Below are 21,136 nucleotides of genomic sequence, written 5' to 3'. Positions count from 1 at the left end.
CTGGATGGGCCGGCCCAGTTTTGCGGTCGGCAGCCGCAAAACAAAAGCGTGTACACCTGCAAGTTGTACCCATCCATTCACTACGCCCATTCTAACGCGGGAAAGGCGAGGGGTCAATGCGCTTTGTGGCTGGATTGGAACCGTTTTTTCGGGTAAAGTAAGGAGGGCGCCGCCGGGGCCAATGGCCGTGCCGACGATCCGCACGTGACTACAGAATTGAACGCCATGTGATACAGCGAACGAATTGGTGTTACGCAATTTCCCCCTTTTCATGCGAACAGGTTTGTGGTATCCTTTGCAACAGCAAACAAGGGAGGCAACACATGACAGCGCAACAATACGGTGGCGACTTGATCGTCGACAGCCTGGCCAACCACCAGGTGGATTACGTTTTTGGGATTCCCGGGGCCAAGATCGACCGGGTGTTCGAACGGCTGGCTCACCCGGTGAACGCCAAGGCACCTAAGCTGATTGTGGCGCGGCACGAGCAAAACGCCGCGTTCATGGCCCAAGGCGTCGGCCGGCTGACCGGCAAGCCCGGGGTGGTGATCACCACCTCCGGCCCCGGGGCCTCGAACCTCGCCACCGGGCTGGTGACCGCAACGGCGGAAGGCGATCCGGTGGTCGCCATCGCCGGCCAGGTTCGCCGCGCGGATCTGCAACGCGCCGCGCATCAGAGCATGAAAAACGCGGAGCTGTTCGCCCCAATCACCAAGTACTCGGTGGAGGTTCAAGACCCGGACAACGTCAGCGAAACCATCGCCAACGCGTTTCGCGCCGCCGAGTCCGGCAAGCAAGGCGCGAGCTTCGTCTCCGTGCCACAGGACGTGACCGACAGCCCGGTCACGACGCAGGCGATTCGGCCGCTGGCCGCGCCGCGCCTCGGGCCGGCCAGCCCGACGGACATGACCTACCTGGCTCGGGCCATCAAGGAGGCCCAGCTGCCCGTGCTGCTTTTGGGGATGCGGGCGTCCTCGCAGGAAGTGACCGCGGCGATTCGCGACCTGTTGGCCGTGACCGAGCTGCCGGTGGTCGAAACCTTCCAAGGCGCCGGCATCATTCCCCAGGCGCTTGAGCGTAACTTCTTCGGCCGCGTCGGGCTGTTTCGCAACCAGCCGGGCGATCAGCTGCTGCAGCGCAGCGACCTGGTGGTGGCCATCGGCTACGACCCGATTGAATACGAGCCGCGCAACTGGAACCCGGCCGGCGACTCGCGGGTGATCGTGATCGACTCGCTGGCCGCCGAAATCGACCACAACTTCCAGCCGGAAACCGAGCTGGTCGGCGACATCGCGCAGACGCTGGCGGTGCTGACGCCGCTTTTGCGCGGCTATCAGGTCGCCCCTGGGGCTAAGGACTACCTGGCGTCGCTTCAGACCAAGCTGGCTGAGCGTGACGTCCCGCCGGTCGCCGGCAAGGATGGGCTGGTCCACCCGCTGGCAATCGTGGCCGCCCTCCAGCAGCGCGTCGACGACCACATGACCGTCGCCGTCGATGTCGGCAGCTTTTACATCTGGATGGCGCGGCACTTCCGCAGCTACGAGCCGCGGCGGCTGCTGTTTTCCAACGGCATGCAGACGCTTGGCGTCGCCTTGCCTTGGGCGATTGCCGCCACCCTGGTGCGACCGGGGGAAAAGGCCGTGTCCGTCTCCGGTGACGGCGGCTTCCTGTTTTCCGGACAGGAGCTGGAAACGGCCGTGCGGCTTCACGCCAACCTGGTTCACATCATCTGGAACGACGGTCACTACGACATGGTCAAGTTCCAAGAGGAGATGAAGTACGGCCACGCGGCTGGCACCAGCTTCGGCCCGGTCGATTTTGTCGCCTACGCCGAAAGCTTCGGCGCCAAGGGCCTGCGGGTCAACCGGCCAGAGGACCTGGCCGCGGTGCTGGATGAGGCCTTCGCCGCAGACGGGCCGGTGGTCGTGGACATTCCGGTGGATTACAGCGACAACCCGTCGCTTGGGGCCGCAATGCTCGAGGATCAATTCTACTAAACCACGAACCGCGCGGGGGGACTCGCGCGGTTTCGCGTAACTTATAACATGGAGGCAAACATGACAGTGATGTATCAGCACGGCACCTTGGCGAACCTGGTGCCTGGGGGATTTGAAGGCACGATGACGCTTGAGGCGCTGTTGACCCACGGCGATACTGGAATCGGTACTCTTGAGGGGCTGGACGGCGAGCTGGTGATTCTTGACGGCACGGTGTATCAGGTGACGGCAAAAGGCGCGGTGCTGACGCCGCCGGCGACCGCCACGGTGCCCTTCGCCAACGTTCACCCGGCGGCCTTTGCGCCGGGTCAGCCCTTCGCCGCCGGCGGCATGGCCGATGCCGTGCGGCAGTTCGTAACGGCGATTGGGTCGGTCAACCGCTTCGCCGCCGTCAAGCTGACCGGCCGCTTCCAGACGGTGTCGGCCCGGGCGGTCAAGGCCCAGGTCGCGCCTTACCCAAGCCTGGTTGCGACCGCGGCCGACCAGGCGGTGTTTGACCGCTCAGCGGTGAGCGGCACCCTGATCGGCTACTTTGCGCCGGCGCTATACGGCGGCATGGCCGTGCCCGGGTTCCACCTGCATTTTCTGGCGGCGGACCACACGTTTGGCGGCCACGTCCTGGACTTCGGGGCCGTCAGCGGGACCTTGGCCGTTCAGCGCTTCGCAGACGTGCAGCTGCACTTGCCCGACGCGCCGGCGTTTTTGGCCCGGGACCTGGGCGGCGACGACGTGTTGGGGCAGATTGCCAAGGCCGAGGGCTCGCAAAAGTAGTTGACAGCGTTTTCAGCCAACGCTAGAATTGAGCCGTTGGGGGAAAGGGGAATCTCTATGCGACTCGCACCAGCGACCAAAGTGTTCATGTACATGCTGACCATGTCCGGCACGGACGCGGTTTCGACCGACCCGGTGTGGCAGGAGCGTTACCACATGGATCCGCACCGCACGATCGGCCGCCTGATTCACCGGGGGCTGATTCACCAGGTGCCGGACGGCTACACGCTGACGCCGAAGGGCCAAGCCGCGCTGCAAGACATCGCCGACTGGCTGTGGATTCACGAGTATTACCTGCCGGACGTGATCGATTTCACTCGCCTGCGCCGCCACGCCTGGCAGCCCAGGCTGAGCGGCTACCCGCTGCTGCACGCGGGGCTTGAGGCCGCCGCGGCCAGACACCTTGACGACAGTGCCTACCTGGCGGTGATCTTGCGCCACCAGCTGCGCCTGGAGTACGACACGCAGCACGATCGCGCCGCCATCTGCACCCTGATGGCGCTGATCGATCAGGACCTCGACCTGCGCGGCCCGGTCACCATTGCGACCTTCAGTTACCAGACCACTTGGGCCAAAATGACCCAGTTTGAAAAGCAGATGCTCAAGTCGCTGTTGAGCCGGCTGGAGTGGACCTTGGCGGATTTTGAGATGCACTTTTCCGCCTGGTTGGACCAGCAGCCGCGCCAGCCGCGGTTGTTCACGCGCTTTGAGCTGATGACCATTGTGATGTACGAGCTGAGCAACAACGTCGGCGCCTTGACTAGGCTGTACGCCAGCGCCGCGCAACGAAGCTGCCCGGCAAGCCTGCCCTTGGGTGAGCAGATGTTATCGTGAGACGTAAAATGCCTTCCGGATTGCGGAAGGCATTTTTGCGTGGCTACGGTATCAGCAACAGCCGCCTTTTTTCGGTCGCGTCCCCGACCAGCCGGTGGGCTAACGGCGCCTGGCCCAGCGGCAGGGTCCGGTAGGCCAGCGGCTGCAAGGCCGCGGCGTGGGCGGTCAAAAAGTCGTTGGCTGCCGTCAGCTCGGCCAGGCTGGCGTGGCTGATGACAAAGCCGGTCAGGCGCTGGCGCTGCATGTAAAACCGCGGCAGGTCAAAGCTCGCCAAGGGCGTTGGCGGCGTGGCCATCACGATCACCTGACCGCCCGGGGCCAACACGTCCAGGGCGGCCTGAAGCGGGACCCGCCCCGAGGTGTCGACCACGGCGGCAACGGGCGCTTTGAGGTGGTCTGCCCAGCCTTCGTGGTAGTCGCTGGGGGTGGCCCCAAGCGCCGCCACGGTAGCAAAATCCCGCGGGTGGCAGGTCGCAAGCACGGCTAAGCCGGTCAGCTTGGCGAGTTGAATCAGCAGCCGCCCGACGTGGCCGGCCCCGCCGGCCACCAGCAGGGTCGCGCCGGCCGGGAGGTTGAGCAGCTGGTTGACGATGATCGCCGCCGTGGCGCCAGGGTGTACCAGCGCCAGCCAGCCGTTGGGGTCAACCGCCGGCAGCGGCCACAGCCGGTTTGCGGCCACCACCGCGTATTGGGCGGCGACGCCCTGGCGCCCGGCGTAACCGGCGCTGTTGGTCCAGACCCGCTGACCTAGGGTGAAGCCGGTGACGCCGGGCCCAAGCGCGACCACGGTTCCCCAGGCGTCGCGGCTTAGAATCAGTGGAAAATGGGTCTCGGTGCGGAAGGTGCCGGCGCGAACGTAGGCGTCGACGCGGTCGACCGCCGCGGCCTTGACGCGAATCAAGACGGTGCCTGGGGTCACCGGCGGCAGCGGCAGTTCGCCGACGTGAATCCGGTCAGGCCCCCCGAACGCGGTGATGTAGGCGGCTTGCATGTTGGTAGGTAAGGTTGTCGTAGACATTGGCTCGCTCCTTGGTGCAGGTGGTGCCTGCAAGGCCAGTCTACCACGTCAGGCGCTCAGGTGCTTGGGCCGCGTCAGCACCCAGGCCAGGGCGGTTTCAAGCCCGGCCAAGATAACCAGCACCACCAGCGTTTGGCGGGTGCCGGCGGCCGTGCCGACGGCGACTGCGGCCTGGGCCTGGGCCCCGGCCACCAGGCTTGCGGCCAGGCTGGTGCCGACGGCGGCGAAGAACTGCTGGGCGGTGTTGAAAATGGCGTTGCCATCGGGATGATCGGGCGCGGCCAGCGTGTTCAGGCCGCTGGTCATCAAGTTGCCGTAGCTCAGGCCCATGCCCAGCATGAACACGGCGTACCACACCAAAATGGCGAAGTCGCCGAGCCTCGGCGTCGCCAGCAGGCCGACCACGCCGGCCAAGACGATGATTGCGCCGAGGCGCAGCGGCAGCCGGGCCCCGAGGCGGTCGAGCAGCCGCCCAGACAGCGGCCCGGCGATCGCCCCCAGCGCCGCGCCGGGCAGCACCACCAGCCCGGCAATCAGCGCCGAGTGGTGGTTGACCAGCTGGATGGCGTTGGGCAGCAGGAAGGACAGGCTCAGCGCCGCGGTTTGCAGGCAGGCAAAGGCAATCAGCCACGCGGTGAAGCGGCGGTTGGCAAACAGGTGCAGGTTCAAAATCGGCGCTTGAACCCGGCCGCTGCGCCAGACGAAGGCCACAAGCGCCAAGACGCCGACCAGCAAGGCGCCGGCGACTTGAACGCGCCAAAATTCGCTGGCCCCCATGTTGGCCAGGCCGTAGATCAACCCGGCGAAGGTCAGGCTGATCAACGCGACGCTGAGCGGGTCAAGCGGGGTTGCCACCGGCTTTGTGACCTGGTGAATGCAGGTGACGCCAAGCACCAGCGAAAGCACAAGCACCGGCAGCAGGAAGACGAAGACGTAGCGCCAACCCAGCGTGGCGACCACCACGCCGCCGAAGGTCGGGCCGATCGCCGGCGCCACGCCGGTGATCATGGTGCCGACCCCCATCATGGTGCCGATCAAGGGTCTTGGCACCTGCTCCAAAATGATGTTGAACATCAAGGGCAACGCGATGCCGGTGCCGAGGCCCTGAATGGCCCGGCCCAATAGCAGCACCCAAAAGCTCGGTGCGGTGCCGTCCAGCACGACGCCGAGGATGAAGAAGCTGATGGCGACCAGAAACAGGTGCTTGGCGGCAAAGCGCCGCTTGAGGGTGGCCGACAGCGGCACCAAGGCGGCGACCACCAGCAGGTATACGGTGGTCAGCCACTGCACGGTGCTGGTGGTGACATGAAATTCGGTCATCAGGGTGGGAAAGGTGATGTTCATCGCCGTTTCGACAATCACACCGCAAAAGGACATCAGCCCGGTGGCGACGATGGCGAGAACTGTAGAACGGGTGAGCTTTGTTGGTTCAGTCATGAGTCAGATCGCTTCCTGTAATTTGAGTGAATTGGGTCAGCATTTCCACGAACAACGCGCGTTGCGCCGGGGTGAAGGCGGTGGTCATCGCGGCTTGCTGCGCCGCGATGTAGGCCGACACCCCGTCTTGGACGCCCTTGGCCTTGGCGGTCAGCACCACCGCCTTTTGCCGCGCGTCATGCGCCGCGGGGGTGCGGGTGATCAGCCCGGCCCGTTCCATGCGCTGAAGTAATAGCGTCGCCGACGACCGCTGAATGTTGAACTCGGCTTCGATGTCGCGCTGCAAAGCGGCGGGGTGATTGGCCAGGAAATGGATGATGGACATCTGCATCCCGGTGAGGTCGAAGCGCTTGGCGTAGGCATCCATGCCTCGCGCCATTTGGTTGGCGGCGTGTTTGATCAGCTTGCCGTAATCGGTCATGTGGCACCTCCTGAATTTTGCTAGTTAGCTAACAATGACGAGTGTAGCGCAATGTTGGTTAGCTCGCAAACGTTTTTTGCCGCAAAAAAAAAACCGCCGCAACTCAGCGACGGCCCAAATTACTTGCGGCGCGATAGCACCAGCGCGGCCACGGCGATCAGGCCGCCGCTGCAGGCGAAGGTCGCGCTGAAGCCAAAGCGGCTGACCGCCCAGCCCAAAAGCGGGAACAAGACGATCATGCACACCGAGTACAACAGCGAGGCGACCGACAGCAAAGTCGCGCGTTGGGCGCTTGGAATCAAGGCGTTGTAGTAGACGTCAAACACCGGCGGTAGCAGGGCCGACAAGGCGTAAACCGCCAAGTAAACCGCAGCCAGGACCCAGGAGGCGGTCGACCAAGCCGCAAGCAAGGCGACGGCTAGCCCCGCGGTCAACCCGAAAAGCACGCGCTGGCGCGACCGGTGCAACAGCTTGGGGCTGAACTGAATGGCGGCGATGGCGACCAAGGACGCCGCGCCGAGCAGCGCCGTGATCACCCAGCTGGCAAACCCGCGGGTGGTCATAACGTTTTGGAAGTAGTAGTAATAGCCGGTGGCCACGGCGCTGAAGCTGGCGTCAAAGAGCATCAAAGACCGCAGCCGGCGGTCGTGGCGCAGGACCTGCCAGGCCGTCGTCACGATGCTTGCGATGGTCTGGCGCGTCGCCGGGGCTTGGTGGCTAGCCGGCTCCTCCAGCCGCCACACCGCCGCCATCGCGGCGATGGCCAAGGCGATGGCGATCCCGTAGGTGGCCTCAAAGTGCCAGTGGGTCATCGCCCCGGCGATCATCAGGCCGCCGCTTGACGACAGCTCGATCACGGTGTTGAGGCGGCTGGTCACCTGCGGCCAACGCGCGGTGGCCCCAGCGGCCTTGAGCGATTCGTACAGCAGGGCCTCAAGCGTTCCGGACTGCAGGTTGAAGGACCAGGCCGAAAACACGAAGCTCAAGGCGAACCACCAAAACCCGCCGTTGAAAAGCATCATGGCGGCGGACACTAGGGCGGCGACGCGGCTCAAGGTCAGCATCCGGCGGTAGGTGAAGCGGTCGGCCAACACGCCGGATGGCACCTCAAACAGGAACGAGGCGACGTGAAACAGGCTTTCGCACAGGCCGATGGCCACTAGGCTCAGGCCCATCTGGCCCAGGTAGATGACCCACAGTTGGGTGATGCCGCAAAACGCGAAGAAGCTGTAGGCGTAAGCGGCGCGTAATTGAGTTTTCAGTTGCATCATTTTTCTCCATCAAAAAGGCGCAAACGACACCGCTTGCGCCAGCGGCGACCAAAAAAGGGTAGACTTCGCCCCTAGGCCGCCAAAATGTACGTAATTGTGTAAATAATCACTTGATAGGCATGGGTCATGATGCATCCTCCGAAATCGATAGGCGTAGCATACCGCAAACATTTCACCGATGCAATGCCAATGGCGTTCGAAATCTGGTAATATGGACGCAGACATTAAAATTTGCGACAAAGGAAGAGAACCTTGACGAACAAAACCCTGATCTTCGGCTCGGCGCTGGTCGATGCCTTGATGAATGTCCCAAACGTCCCGCTCACCGGCGGCAACGCCCTCGGCGATTTCCTGGAGTACCAAGTCGGCGGTTGCGCGATCAACGCCTACTGCGCGATGCGAGCGGCCGGTGAAACCGCCGACTTGTTCGTGCCGGTGGGTCACGGCGCCAACGCCGACCGCATTGCCGCCCACATTCAGCGCATCGGCGAGGTGCCGCACGTGATCGCCGGGGCCCCCGACAACGGTTGGACCGTCGCGATGATCGAGCCCAATGGCGAACGCACCTTCATCGTGCTGCCGGGCATGGAAAAATTGATTCGCAAAGACTGGCTGGCCAGCCTCGACATACCGAGCTACGACCTGCTGTACCTCAGCGGGTTTCAGCTGACCCAGCCGCACGTCGCAGAAGACGTGGTGGCAACCTATCTCAAGCGCCGCACAGACGCCACCGTGCTGTTCGACGTCGCCGCGCGGATTCAAAGCGTCGACCCCGCACTGCTGCTGACGCTGCTCAAGTCCGGGGTGATGGTTCACTGCAACGAAGTCGAGCTGCCTCAGGTGGCCAAGGGTGACACATTCGAGGCGCAGGTCGCCTACCTGCACGACTTGACGCACCAGCCGGTGGTGGTGACGCTCGGGGCCCGTGGCACCTACTACTACGTCTCCGACAGCACCCAAGGCATCGTCCCGGGTGAAAAGGTGCGGGTGGTCAACACGGTCGGCGCCGGCGACTCCCACTGCGGCGGGATGCTGGCGGGGCTGGCCAAGGGCCTGTCGGTGCCGGATGCCATCGCCATCGCCAACCGCCTGGCCGCCAAGGTCTGCGGCATGCAGGCCAACATGCTGCCGGTGTTCGGCTAGACGCAATCGCGCGGCGGTGCTCACCGGCGGCGCCGCCGGACCGCCAATGAGCGGCCGACCGCGGGACCACGAGCTAGACCCCACAATCACCAGGCCGGACCGCCGGCATCACAAAAGCCCCTGCTCACAACTTCGTGAGCAGGGGCTTTGTCGCGCTATTTGAAGTCCAGCCAGGCCTGGAAGCTGTGCCAGTTCTTGCTGGTGATTAAGATGCGATCCAGGGTACCCTTGTGCGGGTTGGCCGTGGTGATCACGCGCTGGGCGAGGTTGAACACGCCGTCCATTTCGATCTGCTGGTTGAGGAACCGCACATTGTTCTTGGTGATCGTGCCGTACGGGGAGGCGAAGTAACGCGCGTCCTCACCGAAGTGGCGCCGGTAGGTTTCCTGGGAGCGTTCGTAGTCTTCCTGGAAGTCGAGCTCGTAGGCCGGCAGTGCCCCGACCGGCTTGTCGTTTCTCAGGTAGTGCATGTCGTCGGTGTGCAAGGCGATGGTCGCCAGGCCCGAGTCGTGCATCTCCTTGAGCTGCGCCCAGGTGGCGAGCTTTTGGTCGGCGTCGTACTGGCCGACCTTGCTGGTGATGATGAACGCGGTGAAGGGGATGTTGTTGTCGCGCAGGTACGGGTAGGCGTTTTTGAAGGCGCTTTCGGCGATGTCGTCGAAGGTCAACACGACGTACTTGCCGATCGGCTGAATCTGAGACGCCATCATGTCTTGGGCCTGGTCCATCGAGATAATCTCGGCGCCGGATTCCTCGATCGCCTGAATCTGCTTGATGAAGTCGTGCTTGGTGATGTTGTACTCGCTCAGTTGGTTGTTGTTGCTCATGCCTCGCGCCACGCGCAGGCTGACTTGGTCGCTCAAAATGCGGTGGTAGGACAAAATGGCGATGCCGTCCTCCTTGAGGGTCTCCTCGCTTGGAATCTCAAAGCCCGATTCCACCTCGGAGTGAACTCGCAGCTCCTGGGTGCCGATGGTGAAGCCGACCGCAATCAGGGCAATCGTGAAAATGATCATCACGGCCCAGCGTTTGATCCGCTTGGTCATGTTAATTCTCCTTTCCGTGGGTCCAAAGCACCCGCATCAGCGCCAGGCCGGAGATGATGGTGATGATCCAGCCCAGGCTCTTGACGATTGTGGCGCCAAGTTGCCACTCGATGTTGAAGAGGTTGTAAAGCGGGGCGACAAAGTCGTTGAAGTAGCCGATGTCGAACAGCACGTTGAGCGCCAGCAGGCCGGCGATGGCGGTCCACATCAGGGTGAGCCACAGCACGTTGACGCTTGTGGCCCAGCGGTTGGTGGCGTAGATCACTTTAACGCGCATCGGTTGTCTTTCCTTTCATTTGGCCCAGCGACCGGCTGCGGTCGGCGGATTCCCAGCGACCGTGTTCGATCGGGGTGTACACCATTTTCAGCACCGCGGTCACCAGTGAGTAGAGGTTCAAAAACCAGTAGAAGAACAGGTACATCGGGGTGTAAAGGAACATCCGCAGGCGCAGCTTCGCCTTTTTGACCGACATCAGCATGCCGGCGAAGAACTGCAGCAGGCCGATGAAGAAGATCATCAAGATCACGTTGCCGTCCAGCTGCACGGCCTGGTTCATGAAGGTCGAAACCACGAAGAAGGTCATGGAAAACAGGGTGCCGAACGACCAGAGAATCGAGGTCAGCATTTCGTACAGCAGCCAGGTGTTCGGCTGCCACGGGCGAAACAGCAGGCGCCAGTTGGCCACCAGCACCTGCAGGCCGCCGTATGCCCAGCGCTGGCGCTGCTTGAGCAGGGCCTTGATGGTAGACGGCACCAGAATCCAGGTCGTGGCCTGGGGCTGGTAGGCCACGCGCCACTTCTTCAGCTTCATGCGCCAGGTGATGTCGATGTCTTCGGTTTGCACGTTTTCGTTCCAGCCGGACACGCTTTGAAGCGCGGCCTTGCGGTAGAGCACCAGCACACCGGACAAGGTCAGGATGTTGGCGGTGAAAAACATCTGGGCGCGTTTGATCAAGTCGATGATCGCCACGTACTCCATGGTCTGCATCTTCTCGACGATCACGCCGCGGTTCAACACAACCGGCTTGCCGGTCACCGCGCCAACGCGGTCGTCGGCCTTGAGCGAGCTCAGCAGGTGATCGATCGCCTTGGGGTCGATCAGGGAATCCGAGTCGACGCACAGGATGTACTCACCGTTGGCCGCCTTGGCACCGGCATTCAAGGCCGCCGCCTTGCCGCCGTTTTGCGACTGCGCCACGATGGTCATCGGCACCCGGCGAAACTTTTGCTTCAGGGCCCGCATCACCAGCAGCGTGTTGTCGGTGGAGCAGTCGTCCACCAAGATCAGCTCGAGGTTGCGGTGCCCCTGCTGGCAAAGCGCCTGGACGGTTTCGTGAAGCGTGGCCTCCTCGTTGTAGCAGGGCACGATTACGCTCACGAGGTCCGTGTGCGTTGCCTGGGACGGGCGCGGAGACGTTAAGCGGTAAAACAGGGTCCCAATCAGCCAGACCAAGGTCATGGTGAGCGGGTACAGCAGAATAAAACTGGTTAGCATCAGCGTAGCCTCCCTTTGAGTTAGTTGCATCGCCTACCACTAAAGCTTAGCATGGTACCCGCTCTAAAATAAAATTAATCGACTATTATTTATCCCCGTCAACGATTATCTCTATAATCGATTATTAATATTCTCATGATGACGGCCGGAAGTGGCCGGCAATCGCATTCGATGATGGCACGGCTTCTCATTGATGCTGCCGCACAAAAATCCCGATCACCGCGGGGCGGCAATCGGGATTGGGTGTTGGTTAATTCAAAACGAACCCGGCGGTGGCCCGCAGCGCAAACGCGCGCCGCGCCGCTTCGCTCGGTGAGCTCGTGCCGACCCTTGGGTGGGGGGCCAGCCGCGGGTGACCGACGGCGCATTCAAAGCGCCACTTCGTCGCGTCCGGCCAAAACCCGCCGGCGGTCAAGAAGGCAAGCGTCGCCGCACCGGGGTTGCTCAGGCCGCACCACAGCCGCGTCGCGCCTTGGGCGGTCGCGGCCTTCGCGGCATGGGCCAGCAGGGCGCGGCCCAGGCCCTGGCGGCGAAAGGCGGGGCGGATGTAGAGGCTTGCGACCTCGAGGTGATCGGGCCCCAGCTGCTCGGATTGGGCGTCGCCGAGGTTCAGCCGCGTGAAGCCGGCCAGCCGGCTGCCGGCGAACACGAACGCGAATTCCGTGTTCGGTGTGGCCAAGGCCGCCCTCAGCGCCTGGCCGGCCGGCGTCTTCTCGCCGGTCATTTCGACTTGTAGCCCCTGCAGCTGATCGATGTCGGCCAGGGTGCAGGGCCGAATGGTGATCCCCATGTTTTTCCCTCCAAAGCGCGGCCGCGGCCGCAAAAAACTGACAAATGAAGAGTCTACCACCAATGCCCAGCGACTGCACGGCTGGAGGGGCTTACATGGCGAAATTCTCATTCCCACCGCGGCCGGTCGCCCGTGGCGGAACTTTGTGAACGATGGTACAATGTGGAAAAAGTGAGCCGACGAAGGGAGAGACGCGGATGGAGGAACAGTCCTTGTTTGAACGCACCGGGGATGAGCATCACGGGTGGCACTGGGCCCAAACGCCGCCGCGTCGCGCCTGCCAGGTCAGGGTGCGGCTGCGGGTGCTGGATCATCCGGTGGTGATCGCAGGCGACTTGCAGCTGGCCCGAGTCGAGTCGCTGGCCGGGGGGGTGCGGGTGGTGAACTTCCTGCGTTACGGCACCGAAATCGACCGCAAGAGCTGCGTGGTCGCGGGGCGGCCGCTGCCTTTGGTCGGTCACCAGACGCTTTTGGTGGTGATGAAGCACCCCAACGGCACCGCCGATACCGTGTTGGACGACACGGCGGTGCGGGTTTGCTTGGACGCGCCGGCCTGCTACGGCCGAATCGTGCTGGTCAACGTGGTGCCGGTGGTCTGCGGCAACGCCCGTTACTTGCGGCCCAAGGCGCTTTTGGAAGACGCCGCCACCTATGGGGCCAACCACTGGCAGCAGGTCAGCCTAACCGGCGAACGCCGGCCGCTGACCGCGGCCAAGCTGCGGGCCTGCGATGCCCACAACCCGAAAATGGTCGCGCAAACCACCGGGGATTGCGCGGTGCCCGGCCTGCGCAACGCCGCGGTGATTCGCCAGATCCTGCTTTTGCGGCCGGATGCCGACGTGCTGCTGGCCACCGGCGCCTTGCGCTGCGCAATCGAAACCGGGGGGCAGGCGCTGGGGCTGGCCTACCGCCACCTGCTGGCGACGCTTGCGCCGTTGGCCGACCTTAAGCGGCTCTACGTGCTGGGGGTCTGCGCCGACCGCCAGTACGGCAAGAGCCCGTGCCCGCAAAACCCGCGCGACGCGGTGCCTTTGGTCGATGGGGCCTGGGTCATGCACCCCGTGGCGCTTGGCCGTTGCGGCCGCCGGCAGGTGCTGGTGCCAAAGGACTAGATAGGGTCGTCTCTGCAAATCCACGCTGCGGCGCCACCGCACCAGCGCGACGGCGCCGGGCCGGGGTGGGGCAGCGTCGCCCCGTTGACGTTGCGCAACCATCCCGCAAGCAAGGCGGCACGACGCGACCGCGTCGGGCGGCCCCACCACTCCGCAAGGCAGCGCCACCACACCGCGTCGGGCGGCCCAACCATCCCGCAAGCAAGGCGGCCCAACCAGGCCGCCTTTTTGGTGGGCCAGGGCGGTGGAAGCGGTCGCATGGCACCACATGTGGGGTGTTCACGGCTGAACAAGCACCACATTTTGCGGTTGCGGCCTTTACAAATGCCCGAGACGGGTCGATAATGGTCCCCATGCTGCTTTTGCAGACGAGACAAAAAAGGGGACTTATTCATTATGACGCATGAGAATTACGGAACTTGGTTGCTGAATCAACTCAAGGGCTGGCCGCAGCAGAACTACTACCTCTTCTGGTTCGCCCTGGGCTGTCAGATCATGACGCTGGTGAACGCGCCGATCACGGCGGTGTCTTTGGTCACCTTCATCGGCACGACCATCGGGGTGCTGTGCGTCCTGGCCATCAACGCCACCAAGGCCGTCAACGGCTGGTTGGGGCTGATTTCGGCCGCCTGCTTTATTTTTGTTGGCTTCACCGCCAAGAACTACCTGTCGATTTTTGAGCAAATCGCCTACGTGGTGACCCTCGACCTGCCGGTGTTGATCAGCGTTCGCAGCTGGAACGACGACACCAAGAACCACCTGCGCAAGTTCGGCGCCAAGGAGTGGGCGCTTTCCTTGGGCTTCACCCTGGTGGTCTGGGCGCTGTCGGCCTACCTGATCGGCAACTTCACCAACGACCCGCGGCCGATTTACGACGGCATGGCCTTTGCGATTTCCTTGACCGGCGGAATCGTCTGCTTCCTGCGCTACTCCAACCAGTACTTCTGGTGGCTGTTTTCCGGCATCGCCCAGCTGATTTTGTGGGGCATCACCTACGCGCAAGGCGACGCCAGCCTGGGCATGGCGATCAACTCCAGCATCTACGTCATCAACGACATCTTGGCCTTCACGATCAGCCCGTGGTTCAACGCCGGTCGCCGCAAAATGGGCCTGAACGAAATCAAGTGAGAATGCCCGGCGTGTTTCTGGTATAGTAGAAGTCGCCGGTTTACGGAGGAATCAGATGACAGACAAAAGCAAGGCGCGGTTGCCCCTGGCTAAGCTTTACCTGGGCAGCCCGTGGTTCAACGCCACGCAAAAGGCCCGGGTAAACGACGCCAAGGCGGCGCTTGATCACAACGACACGGTGGCCTTGGTGCATTTTCCCTTCGACTGGGAGTACCAGGATCAGGCGGCCGCGGCCACGCAGATGTCGCGGCTGTGGATCGATGCGACCTACAACAACGACCTGTCGGCCATGACGACCGCCGACGCCGGGGTGTTTCTCTACGACCTGGATTCGGAGGATGCCGGCTGCGCCTTTGAAATCGGCTACCTCAGGGCCCTGCACAAGCCCGTGATCTTGGTGCCGCTGGCCGCCAACCTGGCGGACAAAAAGCTCAACTTGATGCTGGCGGCCGGGGTCACGACCTTCGTCCAAGACATCGCGGCGCTTTCGACCTTCGACTTCAACCACCTGCCCAGCGAGCCGGCCCATCCGTTTCCGGTATTTTGATTCAACATTATAGGAGGAGTAACACATGATCTATATTCTCGGCAGTATCGGCGCCGGCAAGACGTCTTTGACTCGGCTATTGTCGGCGGATCTCGCCGCCCCGGCTTACTACGAAGACGTCGAGGGCAATGGCATGATCGCCAACATGCTCCAGAAGTTCTACGACGCCGGTGCCGACAGCCGCAAGACCACCGGCACGATTTTGCAGATTGCCTTTTTGACCTTCCGCTACCAGCAGCTCAAAAAGGCCGTGATGCAGGAGAACGCCGTGATGGACTCCTCGCTTGAATCCGACTTCGTGATGGCCTCGCAGCTGCACAAGAACGGCGAAATCGACGATGCCGACTTCAACATCTACGTCACGCTGTCCCAGGAGATGCAAGCCAACGTCAACGGCAGCCCGTGGAACGGCCTGCCGGACCTGGCCATTTACCTCCAAATCGACCCGGAGCACGAAATCGAAGAGATTCAAGGCCGCGGTCGCGAGATGGAAGACATCCGCGAGAAGCCGGAGCTTGTGGCCTACTACAACCGCGTCAACGCCGCCTACCGCGACTGGGCCAAGGGCTACACCCGCTCGACTTTGATCACGGTTGACCGCGACCACTATGACTTCGTCAACAACCCAAAAGACCGCAACGCGGTGCTGGATCAGATCGAAGGTAAGCTGGTCGAGCTGGGCAAGCTCGCCCCGAGCCGCTTCGCCGAAATTCGCGCCGCCCGGGCCATCTGAGGGCAGCGTTAAGATTCAAAATGGGACCACCGACTTGGGCAAAGCCGGTGGTCCCATTTTGCGTGGCCGATCCGCGAAACAAAAACAGGGCCGCGCCACGCGCGGTCCTGTCGGGGTGTTACTTCTTGGCGGCGGCGGTCAGAACCTGGCCGACCGCCGGAATCTGACCCAGCGAGTCGACGGCGGTGCTTGGCATCACCACGGTGTTGGCCGTGCCCTTGGCCAGCGCTTCCAGGGCCTCGACGTTCTTGTACTTCAGGTACATGTCGCCGTCCTTGGCCAGCCCGGCGTTGATCGAGTTGATCTGGTCCTTGACCGCCTCGGCGATCAGGCGCTGGGATTCCGCGCGGCCCTGGGCCTCGAGAATCTGGGTCTGCTTGTTGGCCTCGGCCTGCAGGATGTCGGCCTGCTTTTCACCTTCGGCCTTGGCAATCGCGCTTTGCTTGAGCCCCTCGGCCTCCATGATGTTGGCTTCCTTCTCACGCGACGCCCGCAGCAGCTTGTTCATCGACTCTTGGATGGTCTTGTCGACCTGGATGGAATCGATGTTGACGCGGTCCACGTTCAGCCCGTAGCCGGCGGTGGTGGCGGCAATCTGCTGGAACAGGGTCTGGTTGATGGTTTCGGTGCCGTTCAAGACGTCGTTGAGGTCCATGTTGCCGATGATGCCGCGCAGGTTGGCGCGGGTGTCTTGGACCATGGACAAAACGGAGTCCTTGTTCTGGTAAACGTACGCGTTGACGTCGGTGATGTGGTACTTCAGGGTCTCGGAAATCCGCACCACGACGTTATCCTTGGTGATCACTTCCTGCTCGTCGACCTTCAGCGGAATCTGCTTCATGTTGACGATTTCGGTGATGCGGTAGATGATCGGCGGCACGACGTGAAAGCCCGGCTGCAGCGTTTGAACATACTTCCCCAAGCGTTCGACGATGCCGACCTCACCGGTGTGAATGATGGCCACACTGCTCAGTAACATGACGACGGCGATGACCACAACGATGCCAACAACCGTCCACAAAATAATCTGTCCCATAGTAACTCCTCCTTATTTGCGGGTCGCCCCGCACCTCAGTACTGTAAGTCCCGTTCGGCGTTGCGAACCCGCAACGCCAGCGGGGTCACCCCCACGATGACCACCAAGTCACCGGGGCGCGACCCATCGAGGACTAGGTAGTGGTAGTGAATGCCGTACAGACACACGACGTCGCCCGTCTCGGGCAGGGTGAACGTGTCACCGATCAAACGCTCATCTAGCATGTCCCCACCTCCCGGCACCCGAATTCGACCACGCGCTAACTCCATGATAAGGCTTACTCGAGGATGAGACAATGATAACCCCTGGCCGCGCAGGATAATCGGTCCAGAGGCTGATTTTGATTCCGCCTTTCGGCCGCCGCGATATTCGGTATAATAATGACGGAGGTGAGCACCATCGCAGGGAAGCGGCCGATCTACGCAGACACATACGATAAAAAACACCGCCGCATCCGCGGCAGCCTGATCTTGGTCGCCTTGATGCTCGTGGCGCTTGGCGCCTGGTGGGGGGTGCGGCACTGGCCGACCCACCAGGCGCAAGGCGGGGCGGTGCAAGGGGTGATGCTCGACGCCGACGATGGCTACCAAGACTTTGCGGCGCTGCAAGACGCCGGGGTCGGCTTCGCCTACCTCAAGGCCACGCAAGGCGCCAGCTACTTCGACGACGCCTTCACCGTCAATTACGACAGAAGCGTCGGCGCCCAGCTGCGCATCGGCGTCTACCACTACTTCAGCTTCGACTCACCGCCGGACGCCCAGGCCCAGCAGTTTCTCAAGCAGACCAAGCGCGACTGGGGGAGCTTGCCGATCGGTGTTTACCTAACCTACTACGGGGATTACGCCGCCCGGCCGCCGGCTAAGGCGCAGCTTGTCGCCGCCTTGACGCGCTTCATCGCGCTGATCAAGGCCGCCACCGGCAAAACCTGCCTGGTGATGGCAAGCCCCCGGGTGTTGCGGGCCGTGGCGGCGGTGCCGGGGCCCCGGCTTGCCATCGGCGGCAGCCGGCCCAAGCAGGCCGAGTACTGGCAGCAAGGCACGTTGAGCGTCGACGACCAGACACTTGCGGCGGTGGCGTTTTTGGGCACGAAGCAGGAATTCACCGCTCAGCGCTGATTGCGAGCTGATAAATTGACGGCCAGCACAGCAGCTGTTACGATAGCCTCAGATGGACATCAGGCCCGTGGTTCGGCAAACGCGTTGTCGATGCAATCCGCGGACTTCGGCAGACGATCCGGTGGCAAGCGCCACGTCGCCTCACCCAGACCAGGCTTCACCAGCCCTTCCATTGATGGAATTAGCGGAACCCGCCGAGTCGCCGACGGGAATCATTAAGGGTAGCGGATTCTCGACCCGGTCGCCGCACGCCTTGCGTCCTACTCCTCGGAGCCAGCTGCGGACGCAAGAGACGGCCGGCACGCGCACCGGCCAGCACGCTCACACCGCAAGTCGCCCGGCGGTTCCGGGTGGTGTGTGCTGGCAACAGGCCGCGTCCTTGCACCACCGGCAGTATTGGGTCAGTTGTGGTTGACCCGACCGCACGCCTGTACCGACGCTTAGCGTTTCGCCCACCGTGGGCCGACGCCCGGCAGGCGGGGCAGGCCGCGGTCCGGCCGCCGACGATTGGCCGGTAGCACCACCCAACGCATCAGGTCCGGTACGGGGCTTCCCCGCGCCGGATTTGGTGCGTTTTTTTGCGCGTTGGTGCCGATGATGGTCGCATACTTTGCTTTACAAAGTACCAGGCCACGGGTATACTGCCTTGTGGAATCGAACACAAGCCTCGCGCTTGCGCTTGACCTCAATTAGGGTATAGTTGGCGTATCCGCGGGATGACCGCAAAGGGAGGCACACCATGGCAGTTGCGATTGCATTGACCAATGTTCAAAAATCATTCGGCGCCAAGCAGGTACTCAAGGACGTTTCGTTTTCGATCGAACCCGGCACCATCGTCGGCTACATCGGCCCCAACGGCGCGGGCAAAAGCACGACGGTCAAGATTATCTTGGGCCTGTTGACCCAAGACGCCGGCACCATCGAGCTGATGGGCCAGCCGGTGCGGCCGGATGACCCCAGCTACAAGCAGCACATTGGCTACGTGCCGGAAAGCGCCGACGTGTTCGATGCCTTGACCGCGCGGGAGTACCTGACCTTGATCGGCCAGCTGTACGGGCTGAGCGAGCAGGACGCTGAGGACAAAGCGGTGGCCCTGGCCGGCATCGTCGGCCTGGCCCCGGCGCTTGATCGGCGCATCACCGCCTACTCCAAGGGGATGCGCCAGCTGGTGTTGATCATCGCCAGCCTCTTGCACGACCCGGACGTCTTGTTTTGGGACGAGCCGCTCAACGGGCTGGACGCCAACACCGTGCTGGTGATCGAGGAGATCTTGGTCGAGTTGAAAAAACGCGGCAAGACGATTTTTTACTCCAGCCACATCATGGACGTGGTGCAAAAGCTCTCCGATCGCATCATCTTGCTCAACGACGGGCAGGTGCAGGCGGATGGGACCTTCAGCGCGATCACCAACGGCGCCGACACCAACCTGCAGGAGCTGTTCAACGAGCTGACCGGCTTTGCCGAGCACGGCGAAAAGGCCAAGGCCTTCGTCGACATCGTGACGGGAGGGGTCGGCCATGAGTGAGCTACCACGCGGATTGGGCTTTTTGACCGCGCTGCGCAAGCCGCTCACGGCCGGCGGGGTCGACTTCGAGCAGTTCGCGCTGATCGTCTCGGCCAAGTTCAAGCTGGCCGCCCGCAGCAAAAGCGGCATCGGCGTGTCCTACCGCAAGAAGAAGGCGGACGCGCCGGATCACGGGTTGCGCAACACCTTCTTGTTGAACCTGCTGATCGGGGTGGTGATCGGCGTCACGCTGTTTTTGCCGCTGCCCTTGATGACGCAGTTGACCGCGTTTTACACCACGCTGTTTGTGATGTTTTTCCTTCAAATGCTGTCGGGCTACTCCAGCCTGATCTTGGATCCGCGGGACCGGCGCATCTTTGCGGTGCGGGGGGTGGCCGACCGGACGCTCAATGCCGCGCGGTTGGCGGTGGTCGTGTTCTTCCTGGCGGTGACGCTGGTGGCGCTGGCGGTGCCAAGCTTGGTGGTGCTGACGCTGCAGCACGGGCCGCTGGTGTTGGTCGGCGCGGCGCTTGGCGCGGTGATGCTGGCCGTGTTCGCCTTTGTCTTGTCGCTGTTTTTGTACCTACTGGTGCTGCGCTTCTTTGACGGCGAGCGGCTGCGCAACATCTTGAACGTCGTGCAGATCGGGCTGATCGTCTTGATGTACGCGGCCAGTCAGCTGCCCAACTTGGTCGGCGTCGACACCATGGCCAAAATCGACCTGGCGATGCCGACGCGCCTCTTGTGGTGGTACGTGCCGGCCGCCCCGGTGTGGTTCGCCGGACCGGCGCTGCTGTTTGACGGCGTGTTCAAGCCCGTCAGTCTGGTGTTGACCGGCCTGGCGGTGGGGGTCACCGCGGCCTTGGTCGCGGCCTACTTCACTCACGCTGCGCAGTTCGAGCAGTCGCTTGAGAAACTGGAGCAAAGCTCGAATCAAAACCGCAAGCACTCCTGGTGGTTCACCACCACCAGGCGGCTGTTGACCACCCGCGGCGCCGAGGCCACCTACTTCACCCTGGGCTGGCGCATGATGCAATACGAGCGCGACTTCAAGCTGCGCGTTTACCCGCAGCTGGCTTACGGCTTCATGATCCCGGTGATCTTGGGGGCGGGGCTGTTGCGCGGCGCCAATCACCTGGCCATCCTCCATTTCCTGCCGTACCTGGGCATCGGCCTGGTGATCGCGCTGCCGACGGCGATCGTCAACCTGTCGTTTTCACACCAGCCCGAGGCGATGGGCATCTTTCGCACCGTGCCGTTCGCCACGCACGGGCTGCTGCTGCGCGGCGTGATCACCGCGCTGTTTGCCAAGCTGATTTTGCCCTTTGAGCTTTTGTGGCTGGTGGTCTTCGTGCCGTTCACCGGCGTTCACGCGCTGTCGGCCGGGGTGTTGACGGTGGCGATGACTTGGATGTTTGCGCTGTTGTTCGGGCGCATGATTGTCGGCCGCACCCTGCCGTTTTCAAGCGAGTTCACCGCGCAAAAAGGGGCGACCAACGGCATCGTCGGCGTCGGCGCGGTTTTGGTCGGGATGATCATCATGATGGCGATCGTCGTGGCCGGGGGGCTCCTTTTCACCGTCTGGTTCGACCTGGGGCTGGCCGTGGTGTTCGCCTTGATCGGCTGGCTGCTGTGGCGGGCCTATCCGCAAGGCATTCGCTACGACTTGTTGCTGCGCGGCTGACCTGCGCAGGCCACGACGCGGCGAGACCCATTGGGCCTCGCCGCGTTTTTGGT

Annotated in this window: 21 protein-coding genes; 11 read left to right on the top strand and 10 right to left on the bottom strand. The window is 62.8% G+C overall.

Going from position 1 to position 21,136, the window contains the following annotated elements:
- The first annotated feature begins 323 nt into the window (after positions 1–323).
- The 3 genes from alsS to NUH19_RS08725 are packed head-to-tail and all read left to right on the top strand — an operon-like array spanning position 324 to position 3,602.
- On the top strand, positions 324–1,997 hold the full coding sequence (gene alsS / locus NUH19_RS08735; RefSeq protein WP_262316171.1) for an acetolactate synthase AlsS: 1,674 nt from the start codon (positions 324–326) through the stop codon (positions 1,995–1,997).
- A gap of 60 nt (positions 1,998–2,057) precedes the next feature.
- Positions 2,058–2,768, top strand: coding sequence for an acetolactate decarboxylase (gene budA / locus NUH19_RS08730; RefSeq protein ID WP_262316170.1), 711 nt, complete (start codon positions 2,058–2,060; stop codon positions 2,766–2,768).
- A gap of 57 nt (positions 2,769–2,825) precedes the next feature.
- Complete coding sequence (locus NUH19_RS08725; protein WP_262316169.1) at positions 2,826–3,602, top strand: hypothetical protein; 777 nt, start codon at positions 2,826–2,828, stop codon at positions 3,600–3,602.
- Between the two features lie 43 nt (positions 3,603–3,645).
- On the opposite strand, the gene NUH19_RS08720 is transcribed toward NUH19_RS08725, so the two are convergent.
- From NUH19_RS08720 to NUH19_RS08705, 4 genes are all read right to left on the bottom strand, one after another.
- The gene (locus NUH19_RS08720) at positions 3,646–4,620 is read right to left on the bottom strand and encodes an alcohol dehydrogenase catalytic domain-containing protein (RefSeq protein WP_262316168.1); all 975 of its coding nucleotides are present in this window, start codon (positions 4,618–4,620) and stop codon (positions 3,646–3,648) included.
- A 48-nt stretch (positions 4,621–4,668) separates the two neighbouring features.
- Positions 4,669–6,057, bottom strand: coding sequence for an MFS transporter (locus NUH19_RS08715; protein ID WP_262316167.1), 1,389 nt, complete (start codon positions 6,055–6,057; stop codon positions 4,669–4,671).
- On the bottom strand, positions 6,050–6,478 hold the full coding sequence (locus NUH19_RS08710) for a MarR family winged helix-turn-helix transcriptional regulator (RefSeq protein ID WP_262316166.1): 429 nt from the start codon (positions 6,476–6,478) through the stop codon (positions 6,050–6,052). Before NUH19_RS08710 ends, NUH19_RS08715 begins: the two co-directional genes overlap by 8 nt.
- Before the next feature lie 119 nt (positions 6,479–6,597).
- Complete coding sequence (locus NUH19_RS08705; protein ID WP_262316165.1) at positions 6,598–7,746, bottom strand: MFS transporter; 1,149 nt, start codon at positions 7,744–7,746, stop codon at positions 6,598–6,600.
- A 255-nt stretch (positions 7,747–8,001) separates the two neighbouring features.
- Here NUH19_RS08705 and NUH19_RS08700 point away from each other — a divergent pair, with 255 nt between their 5' ends.
- Positions 8,002–8,892 carry a PfkB family carbohydrate kinase gene (locus NUH19_RS08700; RefSeq protein WP_262316164.1) on the top strand — a complete coding sequence of 297 codons (891 nt, stop codon included), beginning with the start codon at positions 8,002–8,004 and terminating at the stop codon, positions 8,890–8,892.
- A gap of 155 nt (positions 8,893–9,047) precedes the next feature.
- Here NUH19_RS08700 and NUH19_RS08695 read toward each other — a convergent pair whose 3' ends face one another.
- From NUH19_RS08695 to NUH19_RS08680, 4 genes are all read right to left on the bottom strand, one after another.
- A complete protein-coding gene (locus NUH19_RS08695; protein WP_262316163.1) occupies positions 9,048–9,938 on the bottom strand; it encodes a polysaccharide deacetylase family protein in 891 nt (296 codons plus the stop codon).
- A gap of 1 nt (position 9,939) precedes the next feature.
- Positions 9,940–10,215: a hypothetical protein gene (locus NUH19_RS08690; RefSeq protein ID WP_262316162.1), complete on the bottom strand. Its 276-nt coding sequence runs from the start codon at positions 10,213–10,215 to the stop codon at positions 9,940–9,942.
- The gene (locus NUH19_RS08685) at positions 10,205–11,434 is read right to left on the bottom strand and encodes a glycosyltransferase family 2 protein (RefSeq protein ID WP_262316161.1); all 1,230 of its coding nucleotides are present in this window, start codon (positions 11,432–11,434) and stop codon (positions 10,205–10,207) included. The genes NUH19_RS08690 and NUH19_RS08685 overlap by 11 nt, the downstream gene beginning before the upstream one ends.
- A gap of 250 nt (positions 11,435–11,684) precedes the next feature.
- Complete coding sequence (locus NUH19_RS08680; protein WP_262316160.1) at positions 11,685–12,224, bottom strand: GNAT family N-acetyltransferase; 540 nt, start codon at positions 12,222–12,224, stop codon at positions 11,685–11,687.
- A 212-nt stretch (positions 12,225–12,436) separates the two neighbouring features.
- Between NUH19_RS08680 and NUH19_RS08675 the strand changes: the two genes are divergently transcribed.
- The 4 genes from NUH19_RS08675 (at position 12,437) to NUH19_RS08660 (ending at position 15,744) form a co-directional block, all read left to right on the top strand.
- Positions 12,437–13,336: a hypothetical protein gene (locus NUH19_RS08675; RefSeq protein ID WP_262316159.1), complete on the top strand. Its 900-nt coding sequence runs from the start codon at positions 12,437–12,439 to the stop codon at positions 13,334–13,336.
- A 393-nt stretch (positions 13,337–13,729) separates the two neighbouring features.
- Positions 13,730–14,464 carry a nicotinamide riboside transporter PnuC gene (gene pnuC, locus NUH19_RS08670; protein WP_262316210.1) on the top strand — a complete coding sequence of 245 codons (735 nt, stop codon included), beginning with the start codon at positions 13,730–13,732 and terminating at the stop codon, positions 14,462–14,464.
- Positions 14,465–14,519: 55 nt separating this feature from the next.
- Entirely contained in the window at positions 14,520–15,011 is a 492-nt protein-coding gene (locus NUH19_RS08665; protein WP_262316158.1) for a nucleoside 2-deoxyribosyltransferase, read from the top strand.
- 25 nt (positions 15,012–15,036) lie between these two features.
- Positions 15,037–15,744 carry a deoxynucleoside kinase gene (locus tag NUH19_RS08660; protein ID WP_262316157.1) on the top strand — a complete coding sequence of 236 codons (708 nt, stop codon included), beginning with the start codon at positions 15,037–15,039 and terminating at the stop codon, positions 15,742–15,744.
- Positions 15,745–15,862: 118 nt separating this feature from the next.
- On the opposite strand, the gene NUH19_RS08655 is transcribed toward NUH19_RS08660, so the two are convergent.
- Positions 15,863–16,780 (bottom strand): SPFH domain-containing protein, encoded by a 918-nt coding sequence (locus tag NUH19_RS08655; protein ID WP_262316156.1) that lies wholly within the window; start codon positions 16,778–16,780, stop codon positions 15,863–15,865.
- A gap of 35 nt (positions 16,781–16,815) precedes the next feature.
- Positions 16,816–17,004: a hypothetical protein gene (locus tag NUH19_RS08650; RefSeq protein ID WP_262316155.1), complete on the bottom strand. Its 189-nt coding sequence runs from the start codon at positions 17,002–17,004 to the stop codon at positions 16,816–16,818.
- Positions 17,005–17,160: 156 nt separating this feature from the next.
- On the opposite strand from NUH19_RS08650, the gene NUH19_RS08645 reads away from it, so the two are divergent.
- The 3 genes from NUH19_RS08645 to NUH19_RS08635 all read left to right on the top strand — a co-directional run bounded on the left by NUH19_RS08645 (position 17,161) and on the right by NUH19_RS08635 (position 21,083).
- Positions 17,161–17,895, top strand: coding sequence for a GH25 family lysozyme (locus NUH19_RS08645; protein ID WP_262316154.1), 735 nt, complete (start codon positions 17,161–17,163; stop codon positions 17,893–17,895).
- A gap of 739 nt (positions 17,896–18,634) precedes the next feature.
- The gene (locus tag NUH19_RS08640) at positions 18,635–19,420 is read left to right on the top strand and encodes an ABC transporter ATP-binding protein (RefSeq protein WP_262316153.1); all 786 of its coding nucleotides are present in this window, start codon (positions 18,635–18,637) and stop codon (positions 19,418–19,420) included.
- Positions 19,413–21,083 carry an ABC transporter permease gene (locus NUH19_RS08635; protein WP_262316152.1) on the top strand — a complete coding sequence of 557 codons (1,671 nt, stop codon included), beginning with the start codon at positions 19,413–19,415 and terminating at the stop codon, positions 21,081–21,083. Before NUH19_RS08640 ends, NUH19_RS08635 begins: the two co-directional genes overlap by 8 nt.
- Positions 21,084–21,136 lie beyond the last annotated feature (53 nt).

The sequence above is a fragment of the Lacticaseibacillus parakribbianus genome (genome assembly GCF_025490915.1).
Taxonomy (GTDB): domain Bacteria; phylum Bacillota; class Bacilli; order Lactobacillales; family Lactobacillaceae; genus Lacticaseibacillus; species Lacticaseibacillus parakribbianus.
The sequence above is the reverse complement of the archived record's forward strand: the minus strand, read 5'-3'. Positions and strand labels throughout refer to the sequence as shown.